This window comes from Paenibacillus sp. S25 (genome assembly GCF_019454085.1).
GTDB classification, from domain to species: Bacteria; Bacillota; Bacilli; order Paenibacillales; family Paenibacillaceae; genus Paenibacillus; species Paenibacillus polymyxa_B.
The window spans coordinates 4,278,363-4,302,533 of the sequence record NZ_CP073683.1 but is presented as its reverse complement, the minus strand read 5'-3'; the positions used below and the strand labels follow the sequence as shown (position 1 = coordinate 4,302,533).

Annotated in this window: 20 protein-coding genes; 15 read left to right on the top strand and 5 right to left on the bottom strand. The window is 43.6% G+C overall.

Annotation, left to right across the window (positions count from 1 at the left end; all coding sequences use genetic code 11):
- The first annotated feature begins 52 nt into the window (after positions 1-52).
- From KAI37_RS18795 to KAI37_RS18740, 12 genes are all read left to right on the top strand, one after another.
- Positions 53-286 (top strand): helix-turn-helix transcriptional regulator, encoded by a 234-nt coding sequence (locus tag KAI37_RS18795; RefSeq protein ID WP_152380531.1) that lies wholly within the window; start codon positions 53-55, stop codon positions 284-286.
- A 4-nt stretch (positions 287-290) separates the two neighbouring features.
- Entirely contained in the window at positions 291-569 is a 279-nt protein-coding gene (locus tag KAI37_RS18790; RefSeq protein WP_220030008.1) for a hypothetical protein, read from the top strand.
- A 725-nt stretch (positions 570-1,294) separates the two neighbouring features.
- On the top strand, positions 1,295-1,777 hold the full coding sequence (locus tag KAI37_RS18785; RefSeq protein ID WP_220030007.1) for a Hachiman antiphage defense system protein HamA: 483 nt from the start codon (positions 1,295-1,297) through the stop codon (positions 1,775-1,777).
- Entirely contained in the window at positions 1,774-2,262 is a 489-nt protein-coding gene (locus KAI37_RS18780; RefSeq protein ID WP_220031508.1) for a Hachiman antiphage defense system protein HamA, read from the top strand. Before KAI37_RS18785 ends, KAI37_RS18780 begins: the two co-directional genes overlap by 4 nt.
- A 2-nt stretch (positions 2,263-2,264) precedes the next feature.
- Positions 2,265-4,895, top strand: a complete 2,631-nt coding sequence (locus tag KAI37_RS18775; RefSeq protein WP_220030006.1) for a DEAD/DEAH box helicase — start codon at positions 2,265-2,267, stop codon at positions 4,893-4,895.
- Positions 4,896-5,203: 308 nt separating this feature from the next.
- Complete coding sequence (locus tag KAI37_RS18770; protein WP_226002022.1) at positions 5,204-5,509, top strand: hypothetical protein; 306 nt, start codon at positions 5,204-5,206, stop codon at positions 5,507-5,509.
- Between the two features lie 313 nt (positions 5,510-5,822).
- Positions 5,823-7,217, top strand: a complete 1,395-nt coding sequence (locus KAI37_RS18765; RefSeq protein ID WP_071642279.1) for a TldD/PmbA family protein — start codon at positions 5,823-5,825, stop codon at positions 7,215-7,217.
- A gap of 3 nt (positions 7,218-7,220) precedes the next feature.
- The gene (locus tag KAI37_RS18760) at positions 7,221-8,564 is read left to right on the top strand and encodes a TldD/PmbA family protein (RefSeq protein ID WP_220030004.1); all 1,344 of its coding nucleotides are present in this window, start codon (positions 7,221-7,223) and stop codon (positions 8,562-8,564) included.
- A 215-nt stretch (positions 8,565-8,779) separates the two neighbouring features.
- Positions 8,780-10,171 carry a threonine synthase gene (thrC, locus tag KAI37_RS18755; protein WP_071642276.1) on the top strand — a complete coding sequence of 464 codons (1,392 nt, stop codon included), beginning with the start codon at positions 8,780-8,782 and terminating at the stop codon, positions 10,169-10,171.
- Between the two features lie 418 nt (positions 10,172-10,589).
- Positions 10,590-11,966 carry an NADP-specific glutamate dehydrogenase gene (gene gdhA / locus KAI37_RS18750; RefSeq protein ID WP_220030003.1) on the top strand — a complete coding sequence of 459 codons (1,377 nt, stop codon included), beginning with the start codon at positions 10,590-10,592 and terminating at the stop codon, positions 11,964-11,966.
- Between the two features lie 243 nt (positions 11,967-12,209).
- Entirely contained in the window at positions 12,210-12,602 is a 393-nt protein-coding gene (locus KAI37_RS18745) for a MarR family winged helix-turn-helix transcriptional regulator (RefSeq protein WP_025718154.1), read from the top strand.
- Positions 12,603-12,653: 51 nt separating this feature from the next.
- Positions 12,654-13,307, top strand: a complete 654-nt coding sequence (locus KAI37_RS18740) for a nitroreductase family protein (RefSeq protein ID WP_023989745.1) — start codon at positions 12,654-12,656, stop codon at positions 13,305-13,307.
- A 136-nt stretch (positions 13,308-13,443) separates the two neighbouring features.
- Here the strand turns inward: KAI37_RS18740 and KAI37_RS18735 are convergent, their stop codons facing one another.
- From KAI37_RS18735 to KAI37_RS18725, 3 genes are all read right to left on the bottom strand, one after another.
- Positions 13,444-14,598 carry a VanZ family protein gene (locus KAI37_RS18735; RefSeq protein WP_220030002.1) on the bottom strand — a complete coding sequence of 385 codons (1,155 nt, stop codon included), beginning with the start codon at positions 14,596-14,598 and terminating at the stop codon, positions 13,444-13,446.
- Positions 14,599-14,605: 7 nt separating this feature from the next.
- The gene (locus tag KAI37_RS18730) at positions 14,606-15,949 is read right to left on the bottom strand and encodes an amino acid permease (protein WP_028542243.1); all 1,344 of its coding nucleotides are present in this window, start codon (positions 15,947-15,949) and stop codon (positions 14,606-14,608) included.
- A 289-nt stretch (positions 15,950-16,238) separates the two neighbouring features.
- Positions 16,239-17,501, bottom strand: coding sequence for a VWA domain-containing protein (locus KAI37_RS18725; RefSeq protein ID WP_220030001.1), 1,263 nt, complete (start codon positions 17,499-17,501; stop codon positions 16,239-16,241).
- Between the two features lie 180 nt (positions 17,502-17,681).
- Between KAI37_RS18725 and KAI37_RS18720 the strand changes: the two genes are divergently transcribed.
- The gene (locus tag KAI37_RS18720; protein WP_220030000.1) at positions 17,682-19,676 is read left to right on the top strand and encodes an AraC family transcriptional regulator; all 1,995 of its coding nucleotides are present in this window, start codon (positions 17,682-17,684) and stop codon (positions 19,674-19,676) included.
- A gap of 115 nt (positions 19,677-19,791) precedes the next feature.
- On the opposite strand, the gene KAI37_RS18715 is transcribed toward KAI37_RS18720, so the two are convergent.
- A complete protein-coding gene (locus KAI37_RS18715; RefSeq protein WP_220029999.1) occupies positions 19,792-20,844 on the bottom strand; it encodes a 2,3-butanediol dehydrogenase in 1,053 nt (350 codons plus the stop codon).
- A 340-nt stretch (positions 20,845-21,184) separates the two neighbouring features.
- Here KAI37_RS18715 and KAI37_RS18710 point away from each other — a divergent pair, with 340 nt between their 5' ends.
- Both KAI37_RS18710 and KAI37_RS18705 read left to right on the top strand, forming a co-directional pair.
- Positions 21,185-22,222: a LacI family DNA-binding transcriptional regulator gene (locus KAI37_RS18710; RefSeq protein ID WP_013311372.1), complete on the top strand. Its 1,038-nt coding sequence runs from the start codon at positions 21,185-21,187 to the stop codon at positions 22,220-22,222.
- Between the two features lie 108 nt (positions 22,223-22,330).
- Positions 22,331-22,981 carry a hypothetical protein gene (locus KAI37_RS18705; protein WP_220029998.1) on the top strand — a complete coding sequence of 217 codons (651 nt, stop codon included), beginning with the start codon at positions 22,331-22,333 and terminating at the stop codon, positions 22,979-22,981.
- A gap of 161 nt (positions 22,982-23,142) precedes the next feature.
- Here KAI37_RS18705 and KAI37_RS18700 read toward each other — a convergent pair whose 3' ends face one another.
- Positions 23,143-24,072 carry an AraC family transcriptional regulator gene (locus KAI37_RS18700; RefSeq protein WP_220031507.1) on the bottom strand — a complete coding sequence of 310 codons (930 nt, stop codon included), beginning with the start codon at positions 24,070-24,072 and terminating at the stop codon, positions 23,143-23,145.
- Positions 24,073-24,171 lie beyond the last annotated feature (99 nt).

Sequence of the window (24,171 nt, the reverse complement as noted above, 5' to 3'; positions counted from 1 at the left end):
TTTACAATTTGTTATTCATATAATACTATAAATATTGAAAGGGGGAGAATTCATGTTTGCATTTGGCGATATCAGCAACCAAGTTTATTTACTTCGTGCTGAACGGAGATGGACCCAAACAGACCTAGCCAAAGAACTAGGTGTAACTAGACAAACGATTGCCGCAATTGAGAACAATAAGTTTGTTCCTTCGCTTGAGCTTGCATTTGCTATAGCATATGTATTTAAAAAAGAAATTACTGAAGTATTTCATTTTGCAGCCTATGAAGAAAACGAGGAGGAATAATACAATGAGTATTTTAATAAGTGTTATTATTTTGGTAGGGGTACTAATAAATTTTATTTTTTTGCTTAGAGAAGGAAAAGATGAACGGTGGAAGCACATTATTAGTAGACCCTTAAATTATGCATTTTCTTTATTATTTATGGGCTATACTACGGGGAGCCTTATCTCTGGATACTATAAATTTGACTTAAATACATACAAAATGTACTATGATTATCTTTTCGCTGGCGTATTAGTCGTGTATATTGCTCTTTTGCTTATTGAGAGAAGGAAATTATCTTGACTCAAAGAATTACAGCTCTTCACTATACTGCGTGGTTAAAGATGTTTTTATTTAGGTTGTAAGAGCGATTGATATGGAGCCTCTTCGGGCATGAATACTCGTGAGAGCTGCGAAGTATAGAGACTTCGCGATGCTAACCAGCTTACCTGGATCGTCCACACTCTTCTAGACAGAAAGCTGGAGGAACATCCCTCACGACCCGTCCATTTACGAATGGCGTCTACGGTGGTGGTATAGAACTTTTTAAGTAAGCCTCATTAGTCGGGATTAAATTAAAATTTCAAAAGAATTCCATATGCTTCAAATTAGGTCCTTGGTATTATTCAAGGGCTTTTTTTGGTTCCATATATCCCCATGAATATGCTATAGTGTAAGAAATAAAGAAGATTTATACAGGATTTAGTAGAATAATGGGCTGAGGCATTTCCTTGGGCTTGGGTATATAGTCCTTTTATATAAGCTGAAGCATTCCATTGAGGTAAAAACAGTTGGCAAGAAAATATTATGCAGAAAAGCAGACAAGTTGCTTATGTATTGAAAGGCTATTTATTATAGGTGGCCTTGCTATTTGCTTTAATATATAGGTTTGCACTGGAAATATTTTTTCGGTATCTTACTTGTCTCTGTGACTATAGGAGAAGTTTTCAGACTATTAAAAATTTCAGTCCTATTGGGAACACAATGTATTATTGGTCGAATTTATAACAAAAACTAGAGGTGATTTGATGAACCTAAATTGGGCTGAGTGTACCAGAATCTCTGATAATTGGATTAAATCATATCTTAACAGTCATGAGCTACACACAGATGCAAAAATTAATGTGAGAAGTTATAGCTTGAAATTTAGCGGAACTCAATACCAAATTATGGGCTTTATTGATGGTATTATTGATCATATTAAACAATTTGTATTTCCGCCTGAAGAGATCAGACGCTTTGAGGCTGATGGAATAGATGTCTATAGACGTGCAATGAGTTATTTTGGTGATACGAATCCTGAAAATGACGGAAAGTATGGAGAGTTATTGCTATATATGTTGACTGAATCGGTTTTACAAGCTCCCATGGTTGCGCATAAAATGACTCTATTAACAAACACACGTGATCAAGTAAAAGGTGGTGATGGGATATTTTTTGGGGAATACAACGGTATTAATTCTCTTTTTATTGGTGAATCAAAGATTGAAATTGAAGCTAAACTGCAATAACACACGCACTTGGTTCAATTGAAAGATTTCATTCCAATTTAGAAACCACTTCTCAATTCCAACACGAATTGATTATTGCAAGCCAGATACTTAGACAGGACTTAACACCAGAACAACTGGATTATTTATACGATAGCTTTACTCCAAAAACAGAAACGTATAAAAACAATAACTTAGTCCATCCCATACTTATTATTTATGAAGATAGCTATATCGGTGATATTGAAGTTGCTTGCTCTGGTAATTTAGATGGGGAGTCTCGCTTAAGTGACAGAATGAGAAAAAGAATTCCAGAATTAATCCGGAATATCCAATCGAAAATTCTGAATCATTCAAAAGTAAAGACAGTATTTCTTGAATTTTTCTTCTTACCTACAACAAGTGTCAAGCAACTTAGACATACTATGTACCAGGCTATTCACGGAGTTGCCTATATCCCTCAAAACCCAACTGCAAAGACTAAAGAAAAAAGTGGGAGGGATTAAGGATGAACAGTAATACCTTTAATTCTGCTTTTAATCATCTTACTTTGGACGAAACTCTTGATATTCTTATTCAAAATCAATTTTTTTTGGATAATAATATTCCGGAGTCACTAATTGAGATTCCCCAAGAAAAGCTTAGAAAAGCCAATTGGTTGTGTTCAATACTTTCTTTAAGTTCTGAAGAATCACATCAACAAAAAGCTCTTAATTTCTCAACACTTTGTTATCTGCAAAATAATGATGATCTCTTTCTACGAAATTGCTATTTGACACAATCAAGAACAGGTAATATACCTTTAGGCAAGCATTTGGCAGGATTATTTGATGAAGATAACTTCTCGAATTCATTTAGTACACTTTTAGATTTTGAGGTGGGATTGCAAAGATACAATTCAATAATAAACATCGCTGACCATGGATTTGTTACTACGAGATTCCAAAAAGGATTGTGGGAGGCCCTGCATAATGAAAAAAATAACATTTCAATATCTGCACCAACTTCTTCAGGAAAATCTTATATTATTCAAAATTATATAATTAATAAAAGCCACATATCAAAATCATTTAGAGCAGTATATATAGTACCTTCTAGAGCTCTAATATATCAAGTTAGCGCAAGTTTCAAAAGAAATCTTAAGGATGAAGGAATAGTTGTTAGAACTGGATTTGGGAATGATGATAACGAGATTTCAAAAAAAGAAATAATAGTAGTTACACCAGAGAGATGTTTAAAACTACTTGAGCTAAGTTCAAATTCTGCATCAAGTACAGAAATTGATGTGATTTTTATTGATGAAATCCAAAATGTTGAAAAAGGCTCAAGAGGGATTTTACTTGAATATATCCTAAAAGAATTATACACTCGATGGCCAAATGCAAAGCTAGTAACCGCAGGCCCTTATTTGGAACGATCTGAAAACTTATTATTAGAACTAAAAGTAGAAAGTGTTACTCCACAGATGACCACTTTGTCGCCTGTATTCCAGCTTAAGACAGTTATCAGTGCATCTAAACAAAATAAAAAGGCATTGAAAGCAAGTATAGTAAGTCCTTCTGGACGAATAATTGACTTGAATGTTAAAACTATGTCTAGTTTATTCTCTAAGATTAAAAATAACCCAGGTGAAGCACTAGCACACATAGTTAACATATTCGGAAATGACAGCAAGAATATAATTTACTCACATCGTACAGATACTGCCGAAAATTGGGCGATAAAAATTTCGGAAAACGGAAAAAATGTCGTTAAGGAAATATTAGATGAACGTATTAATGAATTAATAGCTTATCTTTCAGAGGAAGTGCATGAAAAATATTCGTTGATTAGGTGTCTTAAGAAAGGTGTCGCTTTCCATCACTCTGGTCTTCCTGACATAGCTAGGACTGAGATAGAGGATATTTATTCAAATAGTAGTGATATACTAAATTTGGTATGTACATCTACTTTACTAGAAGGAGTTAATTTACCTGCAAAAAAGATATTCCTTATTAAACCAAAGACAGCGAATAGTGACCTAAGTGATTTTGATTTTGGTAATCTAATAGGTAGAGCAGGAAGAATGTCCGAGCATTTATATGGTTCAATTTATTGTATTGAATTAGATGAAGAACCATGGGCCAAAGAAAAACTTACTAATGATTTTTCTAAAGAAATAATTTCAGCAACTGGTAAAGCTTTGACTGAAAATTTAGATGACTTAAAAATTGCATTAATGATGGATCCCAAATATATAAAAGCTAATGAAGGAATCGCATACACCATTAGCATACTTCGACACAAACTTATTCAAGATAAAAATGAACTACAAGAATACTTAACTACCAGGAAAGTAGATGAAGCTGATTCAAAGGTTATCATTTCACAACTGAAACAAAATGAAGCATCAATAATTATACCTAAAGAATTACTTGCTCTAAATCCCTTAGTTGACCCTCTTTTACAAGATAAGTTTTTTAGAGATATTGCACAAAATGGATTAAATAAATGGTTAATTACTGCCTTACCTTTTAATACAAAGGATATCACAAGTGCACAAGAACAAAGAGAACTGGCTTTTGAAGAAAGAAACTTTTATGGACAATTTGAACATGTCGCTGAAGCATTGAATAATATTTTTGATATAGTTTCTGAAGCTAATAATAATAGCAATTACTCGACTTATACTATTAGGCAAATAGTTAGAGATACAGTTCCTTGGATCAGGGGTTCATCGTATAAAGTATTGATTGAAAGAGAACTTGAAGGAGTTCCTGAAGAAGATGTGGTAAATAGAGTGGATTCAGCTGTAAGGAGAGTAACTAAGAGTATTAACAAAAATGTTAGATTCCTGATGGTAAAGTACTTTAAGCTGTGGTCAGATATTCTAAAACATTTTATGAGTGAAGAGGATATAGAAACACATAAATATATCCTCAATCTATGTAATATGATAGAAATGGGGACGGATAACCCTAGAGGATTAGAGCTCATTTCAAAAGGAATTACTAGGACAGTGGCTCTTGCGTTAGTTAAAAGAATACCTCAAAGTTATACAGGTAGTTTAGATAATTGGATACAAGTCAATGCCAAGTTTGTATTACCTCATTTATATCTTAAGCATCTTATAAATCTAGGATATAAAATCTCTAATTAGAGCTTAAGACGTTTTATGAGTAATGTACAATCCTGAATGAAAACTCTAAAAATTCTTGTGATACAAGGCTTCTGCCTAGTTTTTTCTTGAAGTAGGATCGCCTTCCGCTGATTTCTTCACTGACATTAGTGATTGTGAAGTCTGGGGCAGGAATTTTAACGTGAAATTGGGGGACTAAACCAGCTGAAAACCCAGAAGAAATAAGTCAAAGATACTAACCCAAGTATGATCATTTCAGTGCTACGTATCCACGTACCACATCCGTTATCATCCTTTGCTACACTTTGAGTAAAAAGGAGATGATCACTTTGGATACTCAACCGAAACAACAAAAGGGAGAGGAGCTTACAAACCCGTCTAAAAATACAGCTGAAGAATACGAAAGTTTGGTACAGCAAGAAGATGAACACATAGAGAGACTTAAAACATGCACAAAGCTCATTTGGGATGCGCTAGCTATTATTTCTCAAAAGGCAAGTGTACTTCACATGGAAACCGTCAAAGAAGCAGCAGACCATCTTCATATCATGGAACTGGATTTACGAAGAGAACTGTTTAAAGTTCGTTTGAAAAAAAGTATTTTGGCGAACAAAATGAAGCAAACCCAAGCATAGGAGCGGAGGGGACGGAATCGTTCTGAAGAAGTGAGCGTTTGTTTGAATGATCCGTCCACGTAGTGTCCTTAGTTGCACGTACAACCTCTTTAAAAACCCAAACCCGACATGACCCTTCACGGTCTAATCGGGTTTTCTCATTTCAATCCCCACCCATAAATCTTCACGCCCCTCCCAACACCGCCACCCAAATAGTTACACCCACTTCCAACATCATGTATAGTAAAGTTATGGGAAATAAACATGAACCCGCATATTATCTTGAACGAATAACCGTACAATAAGAAACATGGAAAAAACGAGGAGGAACGTGATGATACATCCAACACAGATTCAGGATATGCTGCAAGCCGCGCTGGAGACGGGCGGAGATTTTGCAGAGGTGTTCGTCGAGGACCGTACCAATGGACAACTGGGTATGACCGGGGGAGTCGTGGATACGGCGCTGTCAGGCCGGGATTTTGGGATTGGTATTCGAATCATGAAGGAGCACTTTTCGGTGTATGCCTACACCAGTGATATGAGCGACCAGAGCTTGATCGGACTGGCCAAATCGGCTGCTAAGGCCATTCGCGGCGGTGGAGCACCAGGTACACACACCATTACACTCCATCCCCACGCGATTCCTAACCAACATCCGATTGCGATCATTCCTGACGGTTCACAGAAACGCGCCAAGATTGACATGATGAGACGGGCGCATGAGGCGGCAAGCCAATACGATCCTTCCATCACGCAAACTTCCATTGGCATTAGCAATTCGATCCAGAACGTGCTGATCGCCAATAGCAACGGGCTGCTGGTGGAGGATACCCGTACGTATACACGCATGAGAATAAGCGCGATTGCGACTGATGGGGAGCATAGACAATCCGGGTTCCGCGGGCCGGGAGCGTATGCTGGGACTGAATTCCTGGAGAACCTAAATATCGAAGAAAATGCCAGACACGCCGCTCGTATTGCGACCACGATGGTCAAAGCGGGATATGCGCCTAGCGGCAGACTACCCGTCGTAATTGAGAATGGGTTCGGCGGCGTTCTTTTTCACGAGGCATGTGGACACGGGCTGGAATCTACGGCGGTGGCCCATGGAACCTCCGTGTTTGCGAATAAGATCGGGCAGCAGGTGGCTTCACCGCTTGTCACGGCTATAGATGATGGAACGATTCAGAACGCGTGGGGCTCGCTCAATATCGATGATGAAGGAGCACCGACACAGCGCAACGTACTGATCGAGAACGGCATTTTAAAAGGATACCTGATCGACCGCATGGGCTCGCGCCAGATGGGTGTACCTGCGACAGGATCGGGACGAAGACAGTCCTATAAATTCGCGCCTGCATCCCGTATGAACAATACGTTTATTGCAAACGGGGATTCGACCCGTGAAGAGATCATTGCGAATACGGAGTACGGGATCTATGCCAAATCGCTGGGCGGGGGTTCGGTGAACACCTCGACGAGCGAGTTTAATTTTGCAGTCGAAGAGGCGTATATGATTCGCAACGGTAAAATTGCAGAGCCGGTCAAAGGCGCAACGTTGATCGGCAAAGGCATTGAAACCCTACAAAATATTGATATGGTCGGCAACAATCTGGATCATGGTCAGGGGATGTGCGGCTCGGTCAGTGGAAGTCTTCCGGTGAACTGCGGACAGCCGACAATTCGTGTGTCCGAAATGACCGTCGGTGGACGGAAGGGGGAATAGGCGATGAATATTCAGCAATTTCAGGAAGCGTTGTTCACAAAAGGTCGGGAAATCGGCTACGCGGATATGGAAATCTACTATGTAAATGGACGTTCTACCTCAGTGAAGGTGCTAAAGGGAGAAATTGATCAATATACCATCGTGGAGAACGGTGGACTTTCCTTCCGGGGCGTCATTAACGGGAAAATGGGTTATGCCTCTACGGAGAAACTGGAACCCGACGTGATCGACTTTTTATTGGATGAAGCACGCAGCAATGCGGACATATTGGAGAGCGAGGAACAGGATGAGCTGTTCGCAGGCTCTGAGAGTTACCCTGAGCAGCCTGCCTATGCCGCAGCGTTGGCTGACACGGCTCCTGAGATTCTGATCGAGGCGGCGCTAGAAATGGAACGTACAGCGCTTGCCGCAGATCCACGGATTGTGATGGCTCGGCATTGCTCGGTCAGCATTCGTGAAAATGAGGTTCTGATAGTAAATACAAAAGGACTGCACTGCCATCGTCGCAAAAGTCTGGCGAGCGCTTATGTGTATGTGATTGCAGCAGACCATGACGAGACCGTTACCGGGGGCTGGCATGATTATTCGCTGCGAAGTGTGGAGGAAATCGATATTGTGGATGTGGCGCGTAAAGCCGTAAAAGAGGCTGTTTCCAAGCTGGGTGCGCACACGATCCAATCGGATAACTATCCGGTCATTTTCCGTCATGATGCAGCAGCGCAATTGCTGGCTGCGTATACGTCGGTATTTTCAGCGGAATCGGTGGATAAAGGCTTTTCGCGATTAGCTGGGAAACTAGGGCAAAAGGTGGCAAGCGAGCGTATTACGCTGATTGATGATCCGCTGATGGAGAACGTTCCGGCAGGCAGTACGTTTGATGCTGAAGGCAGTGCAACACGCCAAAACGAGATCATCAAGGATGGAGAACTACGGACGTATTTCCATAATCGCAAGACGGCCCGCAAGGCTGGGGTGGAAAGTACCTCTAATGCTTCCAAGGGAAGCTATAACGGTAAAATTGGGGTGTCGTATCATAATCTGTACGTGGCTCCAGGTACGTCTACGTTGGAGGACATGATTCGCGAGACGGATCGCGGGTTGATGATCGTAGAGCTGCAAGGGCTGCATGCGGGTACGAATACGGCGTCCGGTAATTTTTCGCTGGCTTGTCTGGGATACTGGATTGAGCAGGGGCAAGTGGTCAGAGCAGTCAATCAGATCACCGTATCGGGCAACTTCTTTGATGTGTTGCAGCAGGTAGAGGAAGTTGGCAACGATTTGCGTTTTACGGGAAGCTGCACATCGCCTTCGCTCAGGCTGGCTGCACTCTCGATTTCAGGTTCCTAATGACTGAAGTAGCCTTCTTTTTTCAGACTCACGGCCTGTTTCTGACGTTCCGATTGCCTAGCGATTACAGATGCCTGATGCATCAGGGTATGGTAAAGTAGGAGAAAGTCTTTGAAATATGAAAAAAAGGCTTGGTTACAGCACCGCGACAGGGTATTATAGACAATAATATATTCGAAAAAAGGTTCGAATTGAATTTTTATTGGGGGATGTATATGAGATATATAAGCACTAGAGGTCGAGTAGAAGCCAAGGGATTTATTGATACCGTGCTCATGGGGTTAGCTGACGATGGAGGTCTAATGGTACCGGAGCAGATTCCGACCGTGTCGGTAGCTACGTTGGAGCAATGGGCAACATTGAGCTATAGAGAGCTGCTGCTGGAAGTTTTTGCGCTGTATATCAATGATGAGATTCCTCGTGAAGATTTGGAGCAGCTGGTGGAGCGCAGTTACGCGAGCTTCCGTCATCCAGAAGTTACGCCAGTGAAGAAGATCAACGATTCCCTGTCTATTTTGGAGCTGTTCCACGGGCCTACGTTTGCGTTCAAGGATGTGGCGCTGCAATTTATGGGTGAGTTTTATTCCTATGTGTCCAAAAAGCAGAATGAGATCATTCACATTTTGGGTGCAACCTCGGGCGATACTGGGGCGGCAGCGATTCAGGGTGTGCGTGGCAAGGAAGGCATTAAAATCTGTATTTTGCATCCACACCAAAAGGTGAGCAAGGTACAAGAGCTGCAAATGACGACGGTTGACGATGAAAATGTATTGAATCTGTCCGTAAAAGGGAACTTTGACGATTGTCAGAAGGTCATTAAGGACCTGTTTGCCGATCTGGATTTCAAAGCTAAACATCATTTGCGGGCGATTAACTCGATTAACTTTGTGCGTATTTTGGCGCAAACCGTATATTACTTTTATGCTTATTTCCGGGCGCAGGAGTCTGCCGGAACGAAAAAGATTAATATCAGCGTGCCATCCGGCAACTTTGGCAATATCTTTTCTGGCTTTCTTGCGAAAAAAATGGGCTTGCCGATCCATAAGCTGATTATTGCAACGAATGAAAATAATATTTTGGAGCGCTTTGTGAAGACAGGCGAATACAAGCCGGGCGACTTTAAAAGCACATACAGTCCTTCGATGGACATTCAGGTGGCAAGCAATTTTGAAAGATATCTGTACTACTTCCTTGGAGAAGATGCGACCAAGGTATCTGAATACATGAATAACCTCAAAACCGAGGGACGGATTGTGATCAGTGCAGAGGATTTAAAACGGGTACAGCAGGATTTTGAAGCGCTCGGTGCCTCGAATGAGCAGTGTCTGGAGCTAATCAAGAAATACAAGGCCGAATATGATTATTTGCTGGATCCCCATACGGCATGCGGTATTGCCGCGTATGAGGCGTATAATGGCGCGGATGAAGTATGTGTGACCTTTGCGACAGCGCATCCGGCCAAATTTGATGAAGCCATCCGTCTGGTGGACATCAAGCAGGAGTTCCCAGCGCAAATTGAACAATTGTTCTCCAAATCGCAGCATCAGCAGGTGGTAGAGCATGACGAGGCAGAAATTGTGCGTCAGCTTGAAGCTTTTTATGTGTAAAAGATCATTTCTGTCATGGTGAGTTATTGCACCTTTATAGGATGGAAAAAGAGGCTACGCCCTGCGCGCAGCCTCTTTTCCTTATTTCCATATTCCAGACATAATGTATGTTTTAGTTTCAATTTGTTCACATTATAATGCCATGTAGGGTAAGGTGTTAGGGCCTTAGAAATCGTGAAAAAAGCCCGTGAATCAAGGGATTTAGCTTTAGGAAACTAACAGACAATGAGAGGTTCATAGAGTTATTTAATGAAGGATACAAAAATTTTTTATAGGCGAATTAGATGTATTATTATAAAAAATCATGTATAGTTAACTAAATTTTATGAATACATAAAGTTCCACTCTCGAAGGTGCAGAATAAAGTCGTTCCGTCATTTAACAGAGGGGCTAATTATAAAAGGGGTGTATTATAAAAATGACCATGATCCGTCCAGAGCAGAGTCAACAAGCAGCAGCCGAATATGTGCAGTCCGTTTTTGAGAAGGTTATCGCGCGCAATCCTCATGAGAATGAATTCCATCAGGCCGTCAAGGAAATATTGGATTCGCTAATTCCGGTATTGGCTAAGCACCCTAAGTATATGCAGCAGGGGCTTCTGGAACGGCTAGTGGAGCCGGAGCGAGTCATTACCTTCCGTGTACCTTGGGTGGATGATGCGGGAGTTGTACAGGTCAACCGTGGCTTCCGTGTGCAGTTTAACAGTGCGATAGGGCCTTATAAAGGTGGACTTCGCTTTCATCCGTCTGTATATCTGGGAATCGTCAAGTTTTTGGGTTTTGAGCAGATTTTCAAAAATGCATTGACGGGTCTTCCCATCGGTGGTGGTAAAGGCGGCTCGGATTTTGATCCCAAAGGGAAATCAGATAACGAAGTGATGCGTTTTACACAAAGCTTCATGACTGAGTTGTATAAATATATTGGTCCAGATGCCGACGTTCCGGCAGGGGATATTGGAGTAGGTGGCCGCGAGATCGGTTACATGTTCGGACAATACAAGCGGATTCGCGGGGGACATGAAGGTGGTGTCCTGACGGGTAAAGGGATTCATTACGGAGGCAGTCTCACACGTACGGAAGCGACTGGATATGGCTGTGTGTATTTTGTAAACGAGATGTTGCAGGCTCAGGGATCGTCCTTTGAAGGAAAACGCGTCGTCGTGTCGGGCTCAGGGAACGTATCCATTTATGCGATTGAAAAAGCACAGCAGCTCGGTGCTATCGTCGTGGCATGTAGTGACTCGAATGGCTACATCTATGATCCAGACGGTATCGATCTGAAGCTGGTGAAGCAGCTGAAAGAAGTGAACCGTCTGCGGATTAGCGAGTATACTCAAGAGCGTCCAGGCGCAATCTATACAGAAGGCTGTTCAGGGATCTGGTCGATCCCATGCGACATCGCACTGCCATGCGCCACACAGAATGAAATTGACGAGCAAGCAGCCCGGCTGCTGGTAAGTAATGGCGTAAAAGCTATAGGCGAAGGTGCCAATATGCCATCCTCGCTACAGGCCATTGAAGTGTTTTTGGGCAATGGAGTTCTGTTTGGACCAGCCAAGGCAGCCAATGCAGGCGGAGTAGCGGTCTCGGCGCTTGAAATGTCGCAGAACAGCATGCGCCTGTCATGGACCTTTGAGGAAGTGGATGCCAAGCTGCATGATATTATGAAAAATATCTATGCTAACAGCGTTAAGGCGGCTGAGGAATACGGCGTGCCGGGCAATCTGGTTGTCGGAGCCAATATCGCAGGATTTGTGCGTGTGGCCGACGCAATGCTGTCACACGGGATTATTTAGCACAACGGAACAGAATAAAGTTAAATTGAAGCTGAGCGGCTCTTGTGCGAGTCGCTCAGCTTTTATTTGCCAAGAGCACTTTATTTTTCTCAGGGACTTGATTTATTTTTAAAGAGGATGTATATTACTTGATAGATCAATAATTGATGGATCAAAGGTTATATCACGAAGCCCAGCGATATGCTTAAGGGAGGAGAGATTGATATCACCCAGACACCATCCGAGCCTGAGTATATTTTTGACATGCTGTTGTTGCTGAACAAGCAGATTAGCTCTAAGTTTGAGCGTTGCGCAGGAGTCAGCGCATCCAGATTGCAGCTATTGTGCAAGTTGTATCAAGTGGAGGAGATTAGTCAAACTCTGCTGCAAAAAGAGGTTGGCATTGACGCTGCAGCCGTAACGCGCCATTTGAAACAACTGGAAGCGACAGCAATGGTCACACGACGCACGAAGCCAGAGGACAACAGGGTTACCTTGGTAAGCCTGACCGATTATGGGCGTGCACGCATTGTCATCTTTAAGCAGGAGCGCTCACAGTTTGTAGCTCAGCTGCTACAGAGCTTCGACGAGACCCAGCGGCACCAGCTAGCTGATATGCTGCAAGTGATGAATAGTCATATATCCGATATGGACTGACAACATTTTTTTAACATTACTATACCCACAGAGGGACAAGGAGAGATTGGAATGAATAATACGAACACATCCAGTACTGTAAAAACGAATGATTTTAAAGAAATCGCCCTGGGACGCCGTTCTGTAAAAGTATACGATCCGTCCGTGAAGATCAGCCGTGAGGAAATGACTGAGATTTTGACAGAAGCTACACGCGCACCATCTTCCATTAACCTGCAACCTTGGCGTTTCCTCGTCATTGACAGCCCTGAAGGTAAAGCTACACTGGCACCATTGGCCCGTTTCAACCAACGTCAAGTAGAAACATCTTCGGCAGTGATCGCTGTGTTTGGAGATTTGAACAACTTTGATAATTTTGAACAAATTTTCGGAGAAGCTGTAGAACTGGGCTATATGCCAAAAGACATTAAAGAAATGCAACAGGAAAAAGTAGCAGCTCATTTTGCAGCGCTTGATCCAGTTGTGAACAAAGAAACGGTCCTGATTGACGGTGGTTTGGTATCCATGCAGCTTATGCTGGTAGCGCGCGCTCATGGCTATGATACTAACGCTATTGGCGGTTTTGAAAAGGATCAAATTGCTGAAGCCTTTGGTCTGGAAAAAGATCGTTATGTCCCTGTTATGCTCATCTCCATGGGTAAAGGAATCAACGATGGTCATCCATCCACACGTTTGCCTATTGATCAAATCGCACAGTGGAAATAAGGGAAACGAACTAACATCTATACGCAACATAGAAAACAGGCGGACAAAGGAAATCCCTTTGCTTCGCCTGTTTTTTTATTTGCTTAGATGCAACGTAGATCACGGGTGCTTATCACGTTCTTAGTTCTTTCAGTTATCATTTCACGGTATTCGCTCCCGACGTTTCTGCCGGGTCAGCAGTGTCATTTTGAGGATGATGATAGTGCTTGGGCCATATAATTTGGTGTGAAGTATGGCTAAGCTCCTCATAAAATAACGGAGCTTTCTTGAATAGACGTATGACCAGATGGAAAAAGAACCATCCGTTGATCACCAACAACAAAAGGCTGATCAGAACACTTACCCATGGAGAGACTTGAGACCACAGCACAGGTCCACCCAGTACGTAATTAAGTCCAAAATACACCCAGTACAAGAGACTGTAACGCTTTATGAGCTCCCATAGGGAAATCCGTTGTCCTGTCCCTGTAAGATGAATACGCACCAGCCATTTCCCTGGCGTTCGTCCATTCGTCAGGTAAGGGACTACCATAAAGTAGACCCCACTGGAAAACCAGAAAGCAGCAGACACATGCAGAGACTCCATGATGCCGAGTAGCCCGATCCATATGATAGAATCCACGAAAAAGGCTACGCCCCGTCGGGTATAGGACACTCGCTTCGTTGCCATGTCCACATGCTTGTCTAGATGTTCTAAGCGGGGCAGGAAGCGTGAAAGCCATTCGCCTAATAGAAAGCCTAGCATACCGCCTAATGTATTAGCCATTAGATCGTCTACATCGAACACGCGATAGGCATGGTCAAAAAATCCATACAGTCCTGTCAACTGCGTCACCTCAAAGAAGAGGGAGAGGATAAAGGACAGAATCAGACACCATCCCCATCGTGCACGGAAATAATAACGTAAGAACATACCGAAAGGCACGGTCATCACAACGTTAAAAACGACCTGCAGAAAAGCGCGCTCCTTCAGCAAATGAACATAGCTGGAGGGATGGGCGGGTGAGATGGATGTTTCTCTTATAATGTCATGAACGAACTGCAAGGGCATCAACTGCAACGCTCCCCCGGCTAATGCAGCATTATGACGCGATGACGGAAGCGGTAGTATGACCAGAAAGAAGGCGTTCATTAAGTATAAAAGCATCAAGTAAAGCAGCCATGCTCTAGCCTTGTGAATATAGCCATGCCTTCGATATTGCACGATTAGGAAAGGCAGTGTGAACAATAACGCAGCAAAAGGAAACGCAAGAAAGGCATACGAAACAGGAAACAGGTAAGATTGAATCATGTGCTACTTACGCCTGCTTTCTCCGGAACTTCACCAAAGACCAGATGACCAGAAATGCCATGAAAGCCACGCACACGCTAATGCTAATGCGATTTTGCGGGTCAAGCAAGAATAGGAACGCAATTACCCATAGACATCCCACTGTAACCGCCGTTACATAAGGGAATCCCCATATCTTGAAAGTAGGCTCTACTGGATAAGATTTGCGCAATTTCAATTGGGACAGACAAATGCAGCTCCAGACGAGCAGCACAACGAAGCCAGGTACAGCCATCAAAATACGGAACAGCCCGTCCTGAGCGACATAAGCAACCATGGAACCGACAATCAGGACTACAGCGCACAATTTGAGACTATTTACCGGAACCCCGTTTGAAGATAAGCGGGCGAGTGATTTGGGACCTTCTCCATTGATAGCCAGCGAATGCAGCATACGTGTAGCTCCGTAAATCCCCGAATTGGCGGCAGACAGTACAGCAGTGATCAGAATAAAGTTCATAACATGAGCCGAGCCTTGAAGCCCTACAGAAGACAATACCTGTACAAACGGGCTGGTATTCGCATCCAGTTGGTTCCAAGGAATCAAGCCACAAATGATGAGAATTGGCAACGTATAGAACAAAACAACGCGAAGAATAAAGCTTTTAACCACTCTAGGCAGTACCTTTTCCGGATTTTCTGTCTCCGTCAACGTCAGTCCAATCAGCTCGGACCCTCCGTATGAAAAGGTAACGACCAGCAGCGCTGAAAAGATAGCTAACCAGCCATTAGGTAGAAATCCACCGTGCTGCGCGTAGTTGCTTAGATAAGGTGGAGTTTCAGTGGGAATAATCCCGAACAGTATACAGCCACCCAAGGCGATGAAGATAATAATCATGGCAATCTTAATACCCGCAAGCCAAAATTCCAGCTCCCCAAAACCGCCGACACTCAGCATGTTGACGACAATAATGAAAGCCGCACTCACTAAACTGAGTACCCATAGAGGCACATCTGGCAACCAATATTGCAGGAAGCTCCCCGCAGCAATGACCTCAATGATACAGACAGCCAGCCACATGAAGCAATACAACCAGCCGATAATAAAGGACAATCGTTCTCCAAAAGCTTTGCGAATAAAATCCTTCATATTCATGTTGGGGTAGACGGTAGCCATCTCGGCAATTGCGCCCATAACGACTAAGAGCAAGAGTCCTGCGAAGACATAGGATAAAATAACTCCAGGTCCCGCCAAGCTAATCGTTTCGGTACTTCCTTTAAAAATTCCCGTTCCGATAACTCCACCCATAGCCATAAAGGTAATGTGCCGTGGGAGCAGCTTTTTGTGCAAAGTTGCTTCATTTGATTTCAAAATGAAATCCTCCTTCATATAGTGTATAGCTTCAGCATGGCCCAAACAGGGTTACTTCAATTAGACTTATACTACATGAAAATATCCAATTAGGAAATGAAATAAATAGGATCTGGTAGGGAGATTGAAATCGCTAGAGGATAAACTGAAGAAAACCGAGGAAAACAGAGGAAAACAGAGGCAAAATGCTGGCGCTGATGATTGCTCTATCTGCGGTCATTCTGCCTTTATTGTTCTGCTCGGCGGATATTTAAGTGATCATGTAGGAGTATCGCATTGCGGTGAAGAATTAGCTCCGCAATATTCCATTAGCCCGCACTTGCTTGAGCCAACCAGGAAACTCATTCAGCAGACGGTCGTACAATTCTGCGTCTGTCACGGACTCAATGTCATCCAAGGCAAAGAAATCTGCATTATCCACTACGCGACCGCGCAGATTATCCAACTTTTGAAGGACTCCAAAATCAGCATTACCAAGACCGATAAATTGCCAGAAAATAGGAGTTTTCGAGCACTTGATCAGCAACTTTGATATTTTTTTCGTTTCATATACCCCACCGTCACTGAAAAAGATAATGTAGGTCGGGATTGTTTCATTGGGTACCTCTTTTGTATATTTTAAAATAATATCCTCTATCACTTCAGGCTCATTGTTACCAAATCCAATATTTCCGTATCCGATTTCTGGGAAATTTCGTTTTACGTAATTCTCGTAATCTCGTTCCGTGACGCTTGGAGCACGTTTGGCTTTGTCCGCAAAAAGCCATACATCCATTTCACCGTCATCATCCATGCAGGCCGATACAGCCAGAACACGTTCAAAGGCTTTTTGCACGGTTCCCTTAGAGTACAGTTTCGCCATGGAAGCAGAAGCGTCTAATACAACCGCTACTCGTGCTTTTTCCCGGTCTATCTGCTTCTTTTGGAGTGAAATTTGTACCTTCTGTTTAAGCAGATTAATTCTTCCATTCACAGGAGAAGGCTCCTTCACGCTGGCTTTATCCGCTGACGGTGCTGCTGGCGATTCTGTCTCCTCCACGGTGACACCATGAGCCTCGGCGAGCGGCTTCAGCCCTCCGTTGAAACCACGCCCAACTGCGCGAAGCTTGAAGCCAGACGTATGACGATACACCTCTGCCAGCACAAGCGATGTCTCACTGGTAGCTTCGGTGATGCTGTAGGTGATATGGGATTGCTTGCCTTGAGCAGTAAGTGAGCAGCCGACTACATCGGCAAAAGTACCCGGGCCGTCCAGTGTGGCCGCAAACACACATTTTTCCACTCCGGTTCGTTCCAGTTCCTGGAGCGCTACAGTAAACTCAGTGGTTCTGTCATTTGGACGCTGTAACCGTACATGGCCGTGCGGGTCAGCGGGTTGATTGTAAAAAATGAAATAGTCATCTGAGGAAACCTTTCCGTCTGCTCCTACCATAAAACAGCTAACATCCAGTTCGGCAGGTGCATGCTTCCATGTAATGGTGACCCGCACCGTATCTTCCTTACCGAATGGTGCATTAGCTCCTGTACTCAATGCAATGTTGGGACCGCTCATGCTGTCAAACCCCCTATGTATTTTAAATCTTGTATTTATACAAATTGTACCATGGAAATGGTATATTCACCTTGTTTCGTGCAGGAATATTTGTCTCATGGTAGACGCAGTAAAAGATGATATATAATAAGGTTGGTTTGGAAAAAAAGTATGATATTTATGAAGCGGAGGCTTTGATACGTGAAGCAGGATCGACAAAAGCAGGTAGGTTCCCATACCGGGATGAGCAAGGGACATGAAGCTGATGAGTTAAACAAACTGCTGTCCCTATGGCTTCATTCGTCGATCCGTGTCATGGATGTCCGGCATATTCGACTGGAGCCGGAAGAGTTGCTTCAACCGTATCGTCTTCCTGCGCAGGCTTTTGTATTTGTATTGCAGGGTAGCGTGCGTTTGGTTGGTGATTGGAAGGATACGCCACATTCAGGGTACGTACTGCATGGCAGCAAAGGCTTTGAACTGAATATGAAACCCTCGCAATACGGGATAGAATATATCCTTGTACTATATAAAGCGACTTCTCTATCGGGACACACGATGTATAATCATCCTTCGATAGCTCATGGTTTTGTACCGCCTTATCCGGTTATACTGTACCAAAAGCTGCAACTACTGGAGTACGCATGGCAGGATCATGAGGCGCTATCCAAGATTCAGGCTCAGGGTCGGTTCTATGAATTTGCATATGAATGTATGCGGCAATTGCAGGAACCGAAGGCTCGAACTTCTGCGCGGGATATCGTGACACAGGCGATTCGATTTATGCAGGATCATTACGCGGAGTCCGTAACGCTGGAACGTTTGGCCGTATTATTGGAATGCAGTCCGAGACATCTGACTCGGTTATTTAAAAAACAAACGGATTGTAGCCCGATTATGTACTTGATTCAACTGCGAATGGACAAGGCGAAGGAGCTTTTGCGGAAGACGGATGCCACTTTACAGGATATCGCTGTCAGTGTGGGGTACCCGGATGTCTATTTCTTTAGCCGGGCATTCAAAAAATATACGGGTGTATCTCCGGTTCATTACCGGGACAGCCTATATTCATCTGCTTTTGTGAGAGATACCAGTCTGGATAATCCATTAAGCATGTCCGAATGTTCCATTGATTCGATAAGTGGCGCCCTGCATACTGTTATTGAGGATAATAATCATTATCAAAATCATGATGAAGGGATTTTACGAATGAATAGAAACGCAAAGCATTCCATGGCATTTATTTTATTGCTTAGTTTTACCCTGCTGCTCAGCGCGTGCTCAGGCACATCCAGTCCTGCGGCAACCGGTGGCGCTTCCCAAGGGAACAATAATACATCAGCGGAACCAACATCACAGGAAAGGGTGCTGAAGGATGCACTTGGGCATGAGGTGAAGGTTCCGGCTCAGCCTCAGCGTGTGATCGCTTCTTATCTGGAGGATCATCTAGTGGCCCTAGGTGTTAAACCCGTAGCCCAATGGTCGGTAGGCAAAAATTCAGTTCAAGGTTACCTGCAAAAAGAACTGAAGGACGTTCCTACCATTGCTTCAGATCTTCCGTTTGAGGCGGTTCTGAACTTCAAGCCTGATTTAATCATTATGGACAGTGCGAGCATGGTGGAAGGCGACAAATATAATCAATACTCTAAAATTGCTCCAACCTACGTGGTAGGCAGTAATATGAACAATGATTGGCGTGAAGAGCTGCTGACCGTGGGTGAGGTGCTGAATAAGAGCAGTGAAGCGAAGCAGGCATTGAGCAACTACGACAAAAAAGCAGCAGAGGCTAAAGCCAAGCTGAGTCAGACGGTAGGACAAAAAACTGCGGCGGCTTTATGGGTAACGGATAAAAACGTGTATGTCGTAAACCAGAATCTATCCAGCGGTGATGTATTGTATAAGGATTTGGGATTCAAGATTCCACAAGTCGTACAGGAGATTTCCAAAACGGCTAAGGCGAACTGGAGTAATTTATCGCTGGAGAAGCTGGCCGAGCTGGATGCGGATTATATCTTTATCGTGAACAGCAAAAACGTAAGTAAAGAAGATATTGTAAAAGATCCTGTATGGGCGGGAATTCCAGCCGTTAAAGAAGGCCACGTATACGATTTTGGTAAGGATTCCAGCTGGTTGTATACAGGTACAATTGCAAACAGTCAAATGATTGACGATGTTCTGAAAAATGTAACTAAGTAATCCAAATGGTAATCAAAAAACGCTACTCATCTTGACGACAGCATGTCGCAGGAAGGAGAGCGTTTTTTTATAAAAAGATGTCTGCATAGAGCAGACATCTGGTTTATTTTCTAAATTAGGCTTGCGGAGATACCAGGATTTTAACCTGATTTTTCTCTTTCAGGAGTCCTTCAAAACCTTGCTCAATCACTTCTTCGAGCTTAATACGTTTGGTAACCAGCTTGTCGGCAGGGAAATAACCTTTTTCCATCAGGCTGATGACAGCTGGGAATACATCACGGTAGCCGATAATACCAGTCAGATTGCGTTCCTTCATAACAATATTGTTAGGCTTGATCGGAGCTTCTTTTTCAAAAATGCTGACGATCATGATTTGTCCGCTAATTTTAGTAGATTCAATAGCTTGAGTCAGTACAGGAGGTACTCCAGTGACTTCATAGGCTACATCTACACCGCCGTTAGTCCGTTTGTGCAGTTCTTCCACCACATCATAAGTCTTAGGATCAAGCACAATAGCACCCAGCTCTTCAGCTTTAGCTTTGCGTTCCTCGGAAAGCTCTACTGCATAAATCTCAGATGCACCCGAAGCTTTCAACGCTTCAATAACCAGCAAGCCGATAGGACCAGCGCCAAATACTACAGCTTTGTCGCCGACTTTCAGTTGGCTTTGGCGAACAGCATACAAAGCAACGGCCGAAGGCTCTACCAATGCGCCTTGCTCGAAAGATACGCTTTCTGGAATTTTGTGAACCATGTGCTCGTCAGCTGCGACATATTCAGAAAATCCACCGCCACCGCCTGCGAGACCGAGGAAGCCCATTTTATCGCAAAGATTATATTTTCCTTGTTTACATGCATCACATTTTCCACATGCAAAAACCGGTTCTACAACGACACGGTCGCCAACCTGAATCTTGGTTACACCTTCACCGATTTCGACGACTTGTCCAGAGAATTCATGTCCCATTACGATCGGCGCTTTTTCGCCAGTCAATGGATGCTGAGCATCTTGGGGAATGAAGATCGGTCCAGCTACATATTCGTGAAGATCACTTCCGCAAATGCCACACCATTCTACTTTGATTTTTACTTTTCCTGCCAGAGCAGCGGGCTGCTCAATATTTTCCAATCTTAAGTCTTTTACTCCATGCCATCTCAATGCTTGCATGTCTGTCATCTCCTTGACGAATATATGATCATTGCCTCTATGAAAGTGAATGAATTAGGAAACGTTTCCGAAAAATAATATGTCACAATTTTTACACATTGTCAAACCAATTTCATACAAAAAGCACTTGATTTTTTTGTGAATATAATCACTTGTGACTACAGTGCTATATTTGGCTCGTTACTTTTATACAAAGAGATTTTGTGAATTTTTCAGGTGAAGCAAAGACAAGAAGAAAACGACTTCAATTTTTAGACACTCATTCTGTGGTATAATATCAACATTAAGACTTTATTTTAGAAAGTCAGAAAACGATTCCGTTCTTGAAAGGATTTTGGGCGTGACAGATCAAAAGAAAGTAACCATAGAGGATGTAGCCAAGCGGGCAGGAGTCGGTATAGCGACTGTCTCCAGAGCTATTAATGATAGTGAGGGCATCAGCCCGAGAACGAAAGCCTTAATTTTGCAAGTGATTGAAGAGATGGGGTTTACGCCCAACACCTCGGCTCAGAGCTTGAAAGTTCGTCAGACACGACAAATCGCACTGGCTGTGCCAGACATTCGTAACGCGATTATTCCAGAGATCGCTTGGTCCGTAGAGCAGGCCGCCAAGCAGCATGGTTACCGGGTCGTGCAAATCAATACCGCCGGGAATGCCAGAATGGAGCTTGAAACAGTTCGTGAGGTCAAGAAGCTGCATGTCGACGGGCTCATCATTATGCCGCTGGCGTATCCCAAAATGTTGGTAGATCTGATTAACAAAGCCAGCGTTCCCGTGTCCATTATTAACTATGGCAAGAAGCTGGGCGAAGATGTCAAAGCGGATATCGTCAGTCTGGCCCGGCAAGAGGGAAGACTCGTGATGGAGCATTTGCTTAAAATCGGCAGAACAAGAATTGCCTATGCAGGTGCTGCGAAGGACAAAATCGAGGAAAGATACTTCGCTTATGAGCAGTCTCTCCAGCATGTGGACCCTTCACTCGTTTATTTTGGCGATGATTTCTCCTTTGAGACAGGGCTGCGCGCAGCCGATTATTTTTACAGCTTGAAACATATGCCGGATGCTATTTATGCGGTTAACGATATGGTGGCGATAGGGATCGTCAATCGATTTAAGGATTTGGGCGTAAAAGTGCCAGATGAGGTTGCTGTAGTCGGTATTGATAACAATCTGTGGGCTATGGTAACGACCCCTCAGATCAGCTCAGTTTCCATCATGGGGGAAGAGGTGGCACGGTTGGCTGCGGAGTTGCTGCTCAAGCGGATTCAGGAACAGACACCTGGGGACTATGAGCGTGTGCAATTCGAGCCTCGCCTGATCGTGAGGGAATCGAGCGTCTCTGTGATCCGTAAGCCTACGGTGGGACGTGACGCGTAGAAGTCTAGATGGAATCTTCCTATCGTTATAACGATAGATGAACGAGGTTATGAGTGGATTTTGGGCAATTATAACGACCACTGTTTGTTCAGACAGGAGAGTGGATTCATGTTAAAAGGTAATGGGTTTGTATCTGTAGCTTGTACTGCACTATTGCTGGCTGTAACCATAGGGTGTACTCCCCATCCTGTAAGACAGGATGCTGAAACTGCGGCGCCGTCCGGGGCAAACAATGGAGAGTCCAAGCAAACTGCAGTCAATACGCAGCATACCCAGCAAAGTAAAGAGGAGCTAGTGCTGTCCTTTTATAAGGATTCATCCCTCAGTGATGAAGTAAAAGTCCGTCATATGACGGACCATTTAGCAGGAATTCAATGGGGAAAGATGAACAAAATCAATGAACATCAAAGCCTGGAAATTATCGAATATCTGTATAGGCAGCGTGCTTTTATTCCATCGGAAAGCTTTGCAAATGTGATCCAGGCTTCTGACGGATTGGATGGAGCTTTAAGCGAAAGCTATGCTGGTCTTATGGGAGATTTGTTTACAAGAGACAGAACTGCGATGACCCGAGCATTGGCAAATATGGACAAAACCAACCGCATACAAGGTATAGGAAGCATCGGGTATGCTCTCAGCTATAGAGAACCCAAGGAAGTCAAGAAAGAGATTCAACAATGGCAGGCAGGACAAAAGCTTACTTCGGCAGAGAAGGATGTCATTCGAGCCTTGTTCGTCAAGCTGGATAATCCGTATTGATGCTCAAATAGTGATGACCACATGCATAGAGGAATATATTGAACAGCCGCGTCTCTACCGGTGGAGCGGCTGTTTTGTGCTGTTTTTTTACATTCTGCCATGTACGATTAGGGATAAGCGTTAGTAGGACCAGTAGTTTCAGATGTTCATCTAACAACGGTTCAAATGGTCGGGTGATCCTGATCCGAGCGCAAGCGTTTGATATCACTAATTGGAGGCAGGCCGAACAAGCGGGCGTATTCGCGGCTGAATTGTGAGGGACTCTCGTAACCTACCTGAAAACCGACATCTGCCGCATCCGCTGATTCGGATAACAACAGGCGGCGGGACTCTTGTAGACGTAATTGTTTTTGATATTGCATTGGGCTCATAGCCGTAACCTCTTTAAAATGACGATGTAGTGACGAAGGACTCATATTCGCTAGTTTGGACAATTCCTCAATACGTAACGGCTTATCATAATCCTGCTTAATCCGCTTTATGACTTCTGCGATTCGGTTGGAATGGCTGCCGGTCATGACCAGTTGTTTTAAGGATTCCCCCTGATTCCCCTGTAAAATCCTATACAGTATCTCACGAATGACTAATGGAGCTAGCACCGGAACATCCTGTGGGCTTTGCAAAAGATGCACTAGCCTTACCACGGCATCCAGCAGTAGAGAGTTGGTTTGGCTTACATATAAGCCTCGTCTGGAATCAGGCATTGGGCTTGTGGGAAAAGCAGATTCCTTGATCAGGTCCAAAACCTGATGCGGATCAAAATTGAGCCGGAGGCACAAATAAGGAGCTTCTGCTGACGCTTGGATAACCTGCCCCGAGATCGGCAAATCCACCGACACAACAAGGTAGTCGGATGTGCCGTAATGGTAACTTTCCTCTGCGAGCATCACGACTTTTCTGCCTTGTGCCACAATACATAAGGCAGGTTCATGGACTTGATGTATCGGAACGGTTGTATTTGAACTTCGGACGAAGTGAAGCGAAGGTATGGCTGTAGTGAGAACTCCGTCCTGATTTGAAAATCGTTCTATGAGCCTTGCCAACTCGGCTTGTTTTTCCATGGTAGAACCCTCTATTTTGGTTGCCCCCATCATGACACATCCCTTCTTTGCAACGTAGCCCGTTTTCATTTTCAGTAGTTTATTACATATTAAGGGTCTTTGGAGAATTAGGCAATAATTTGCTCTGAT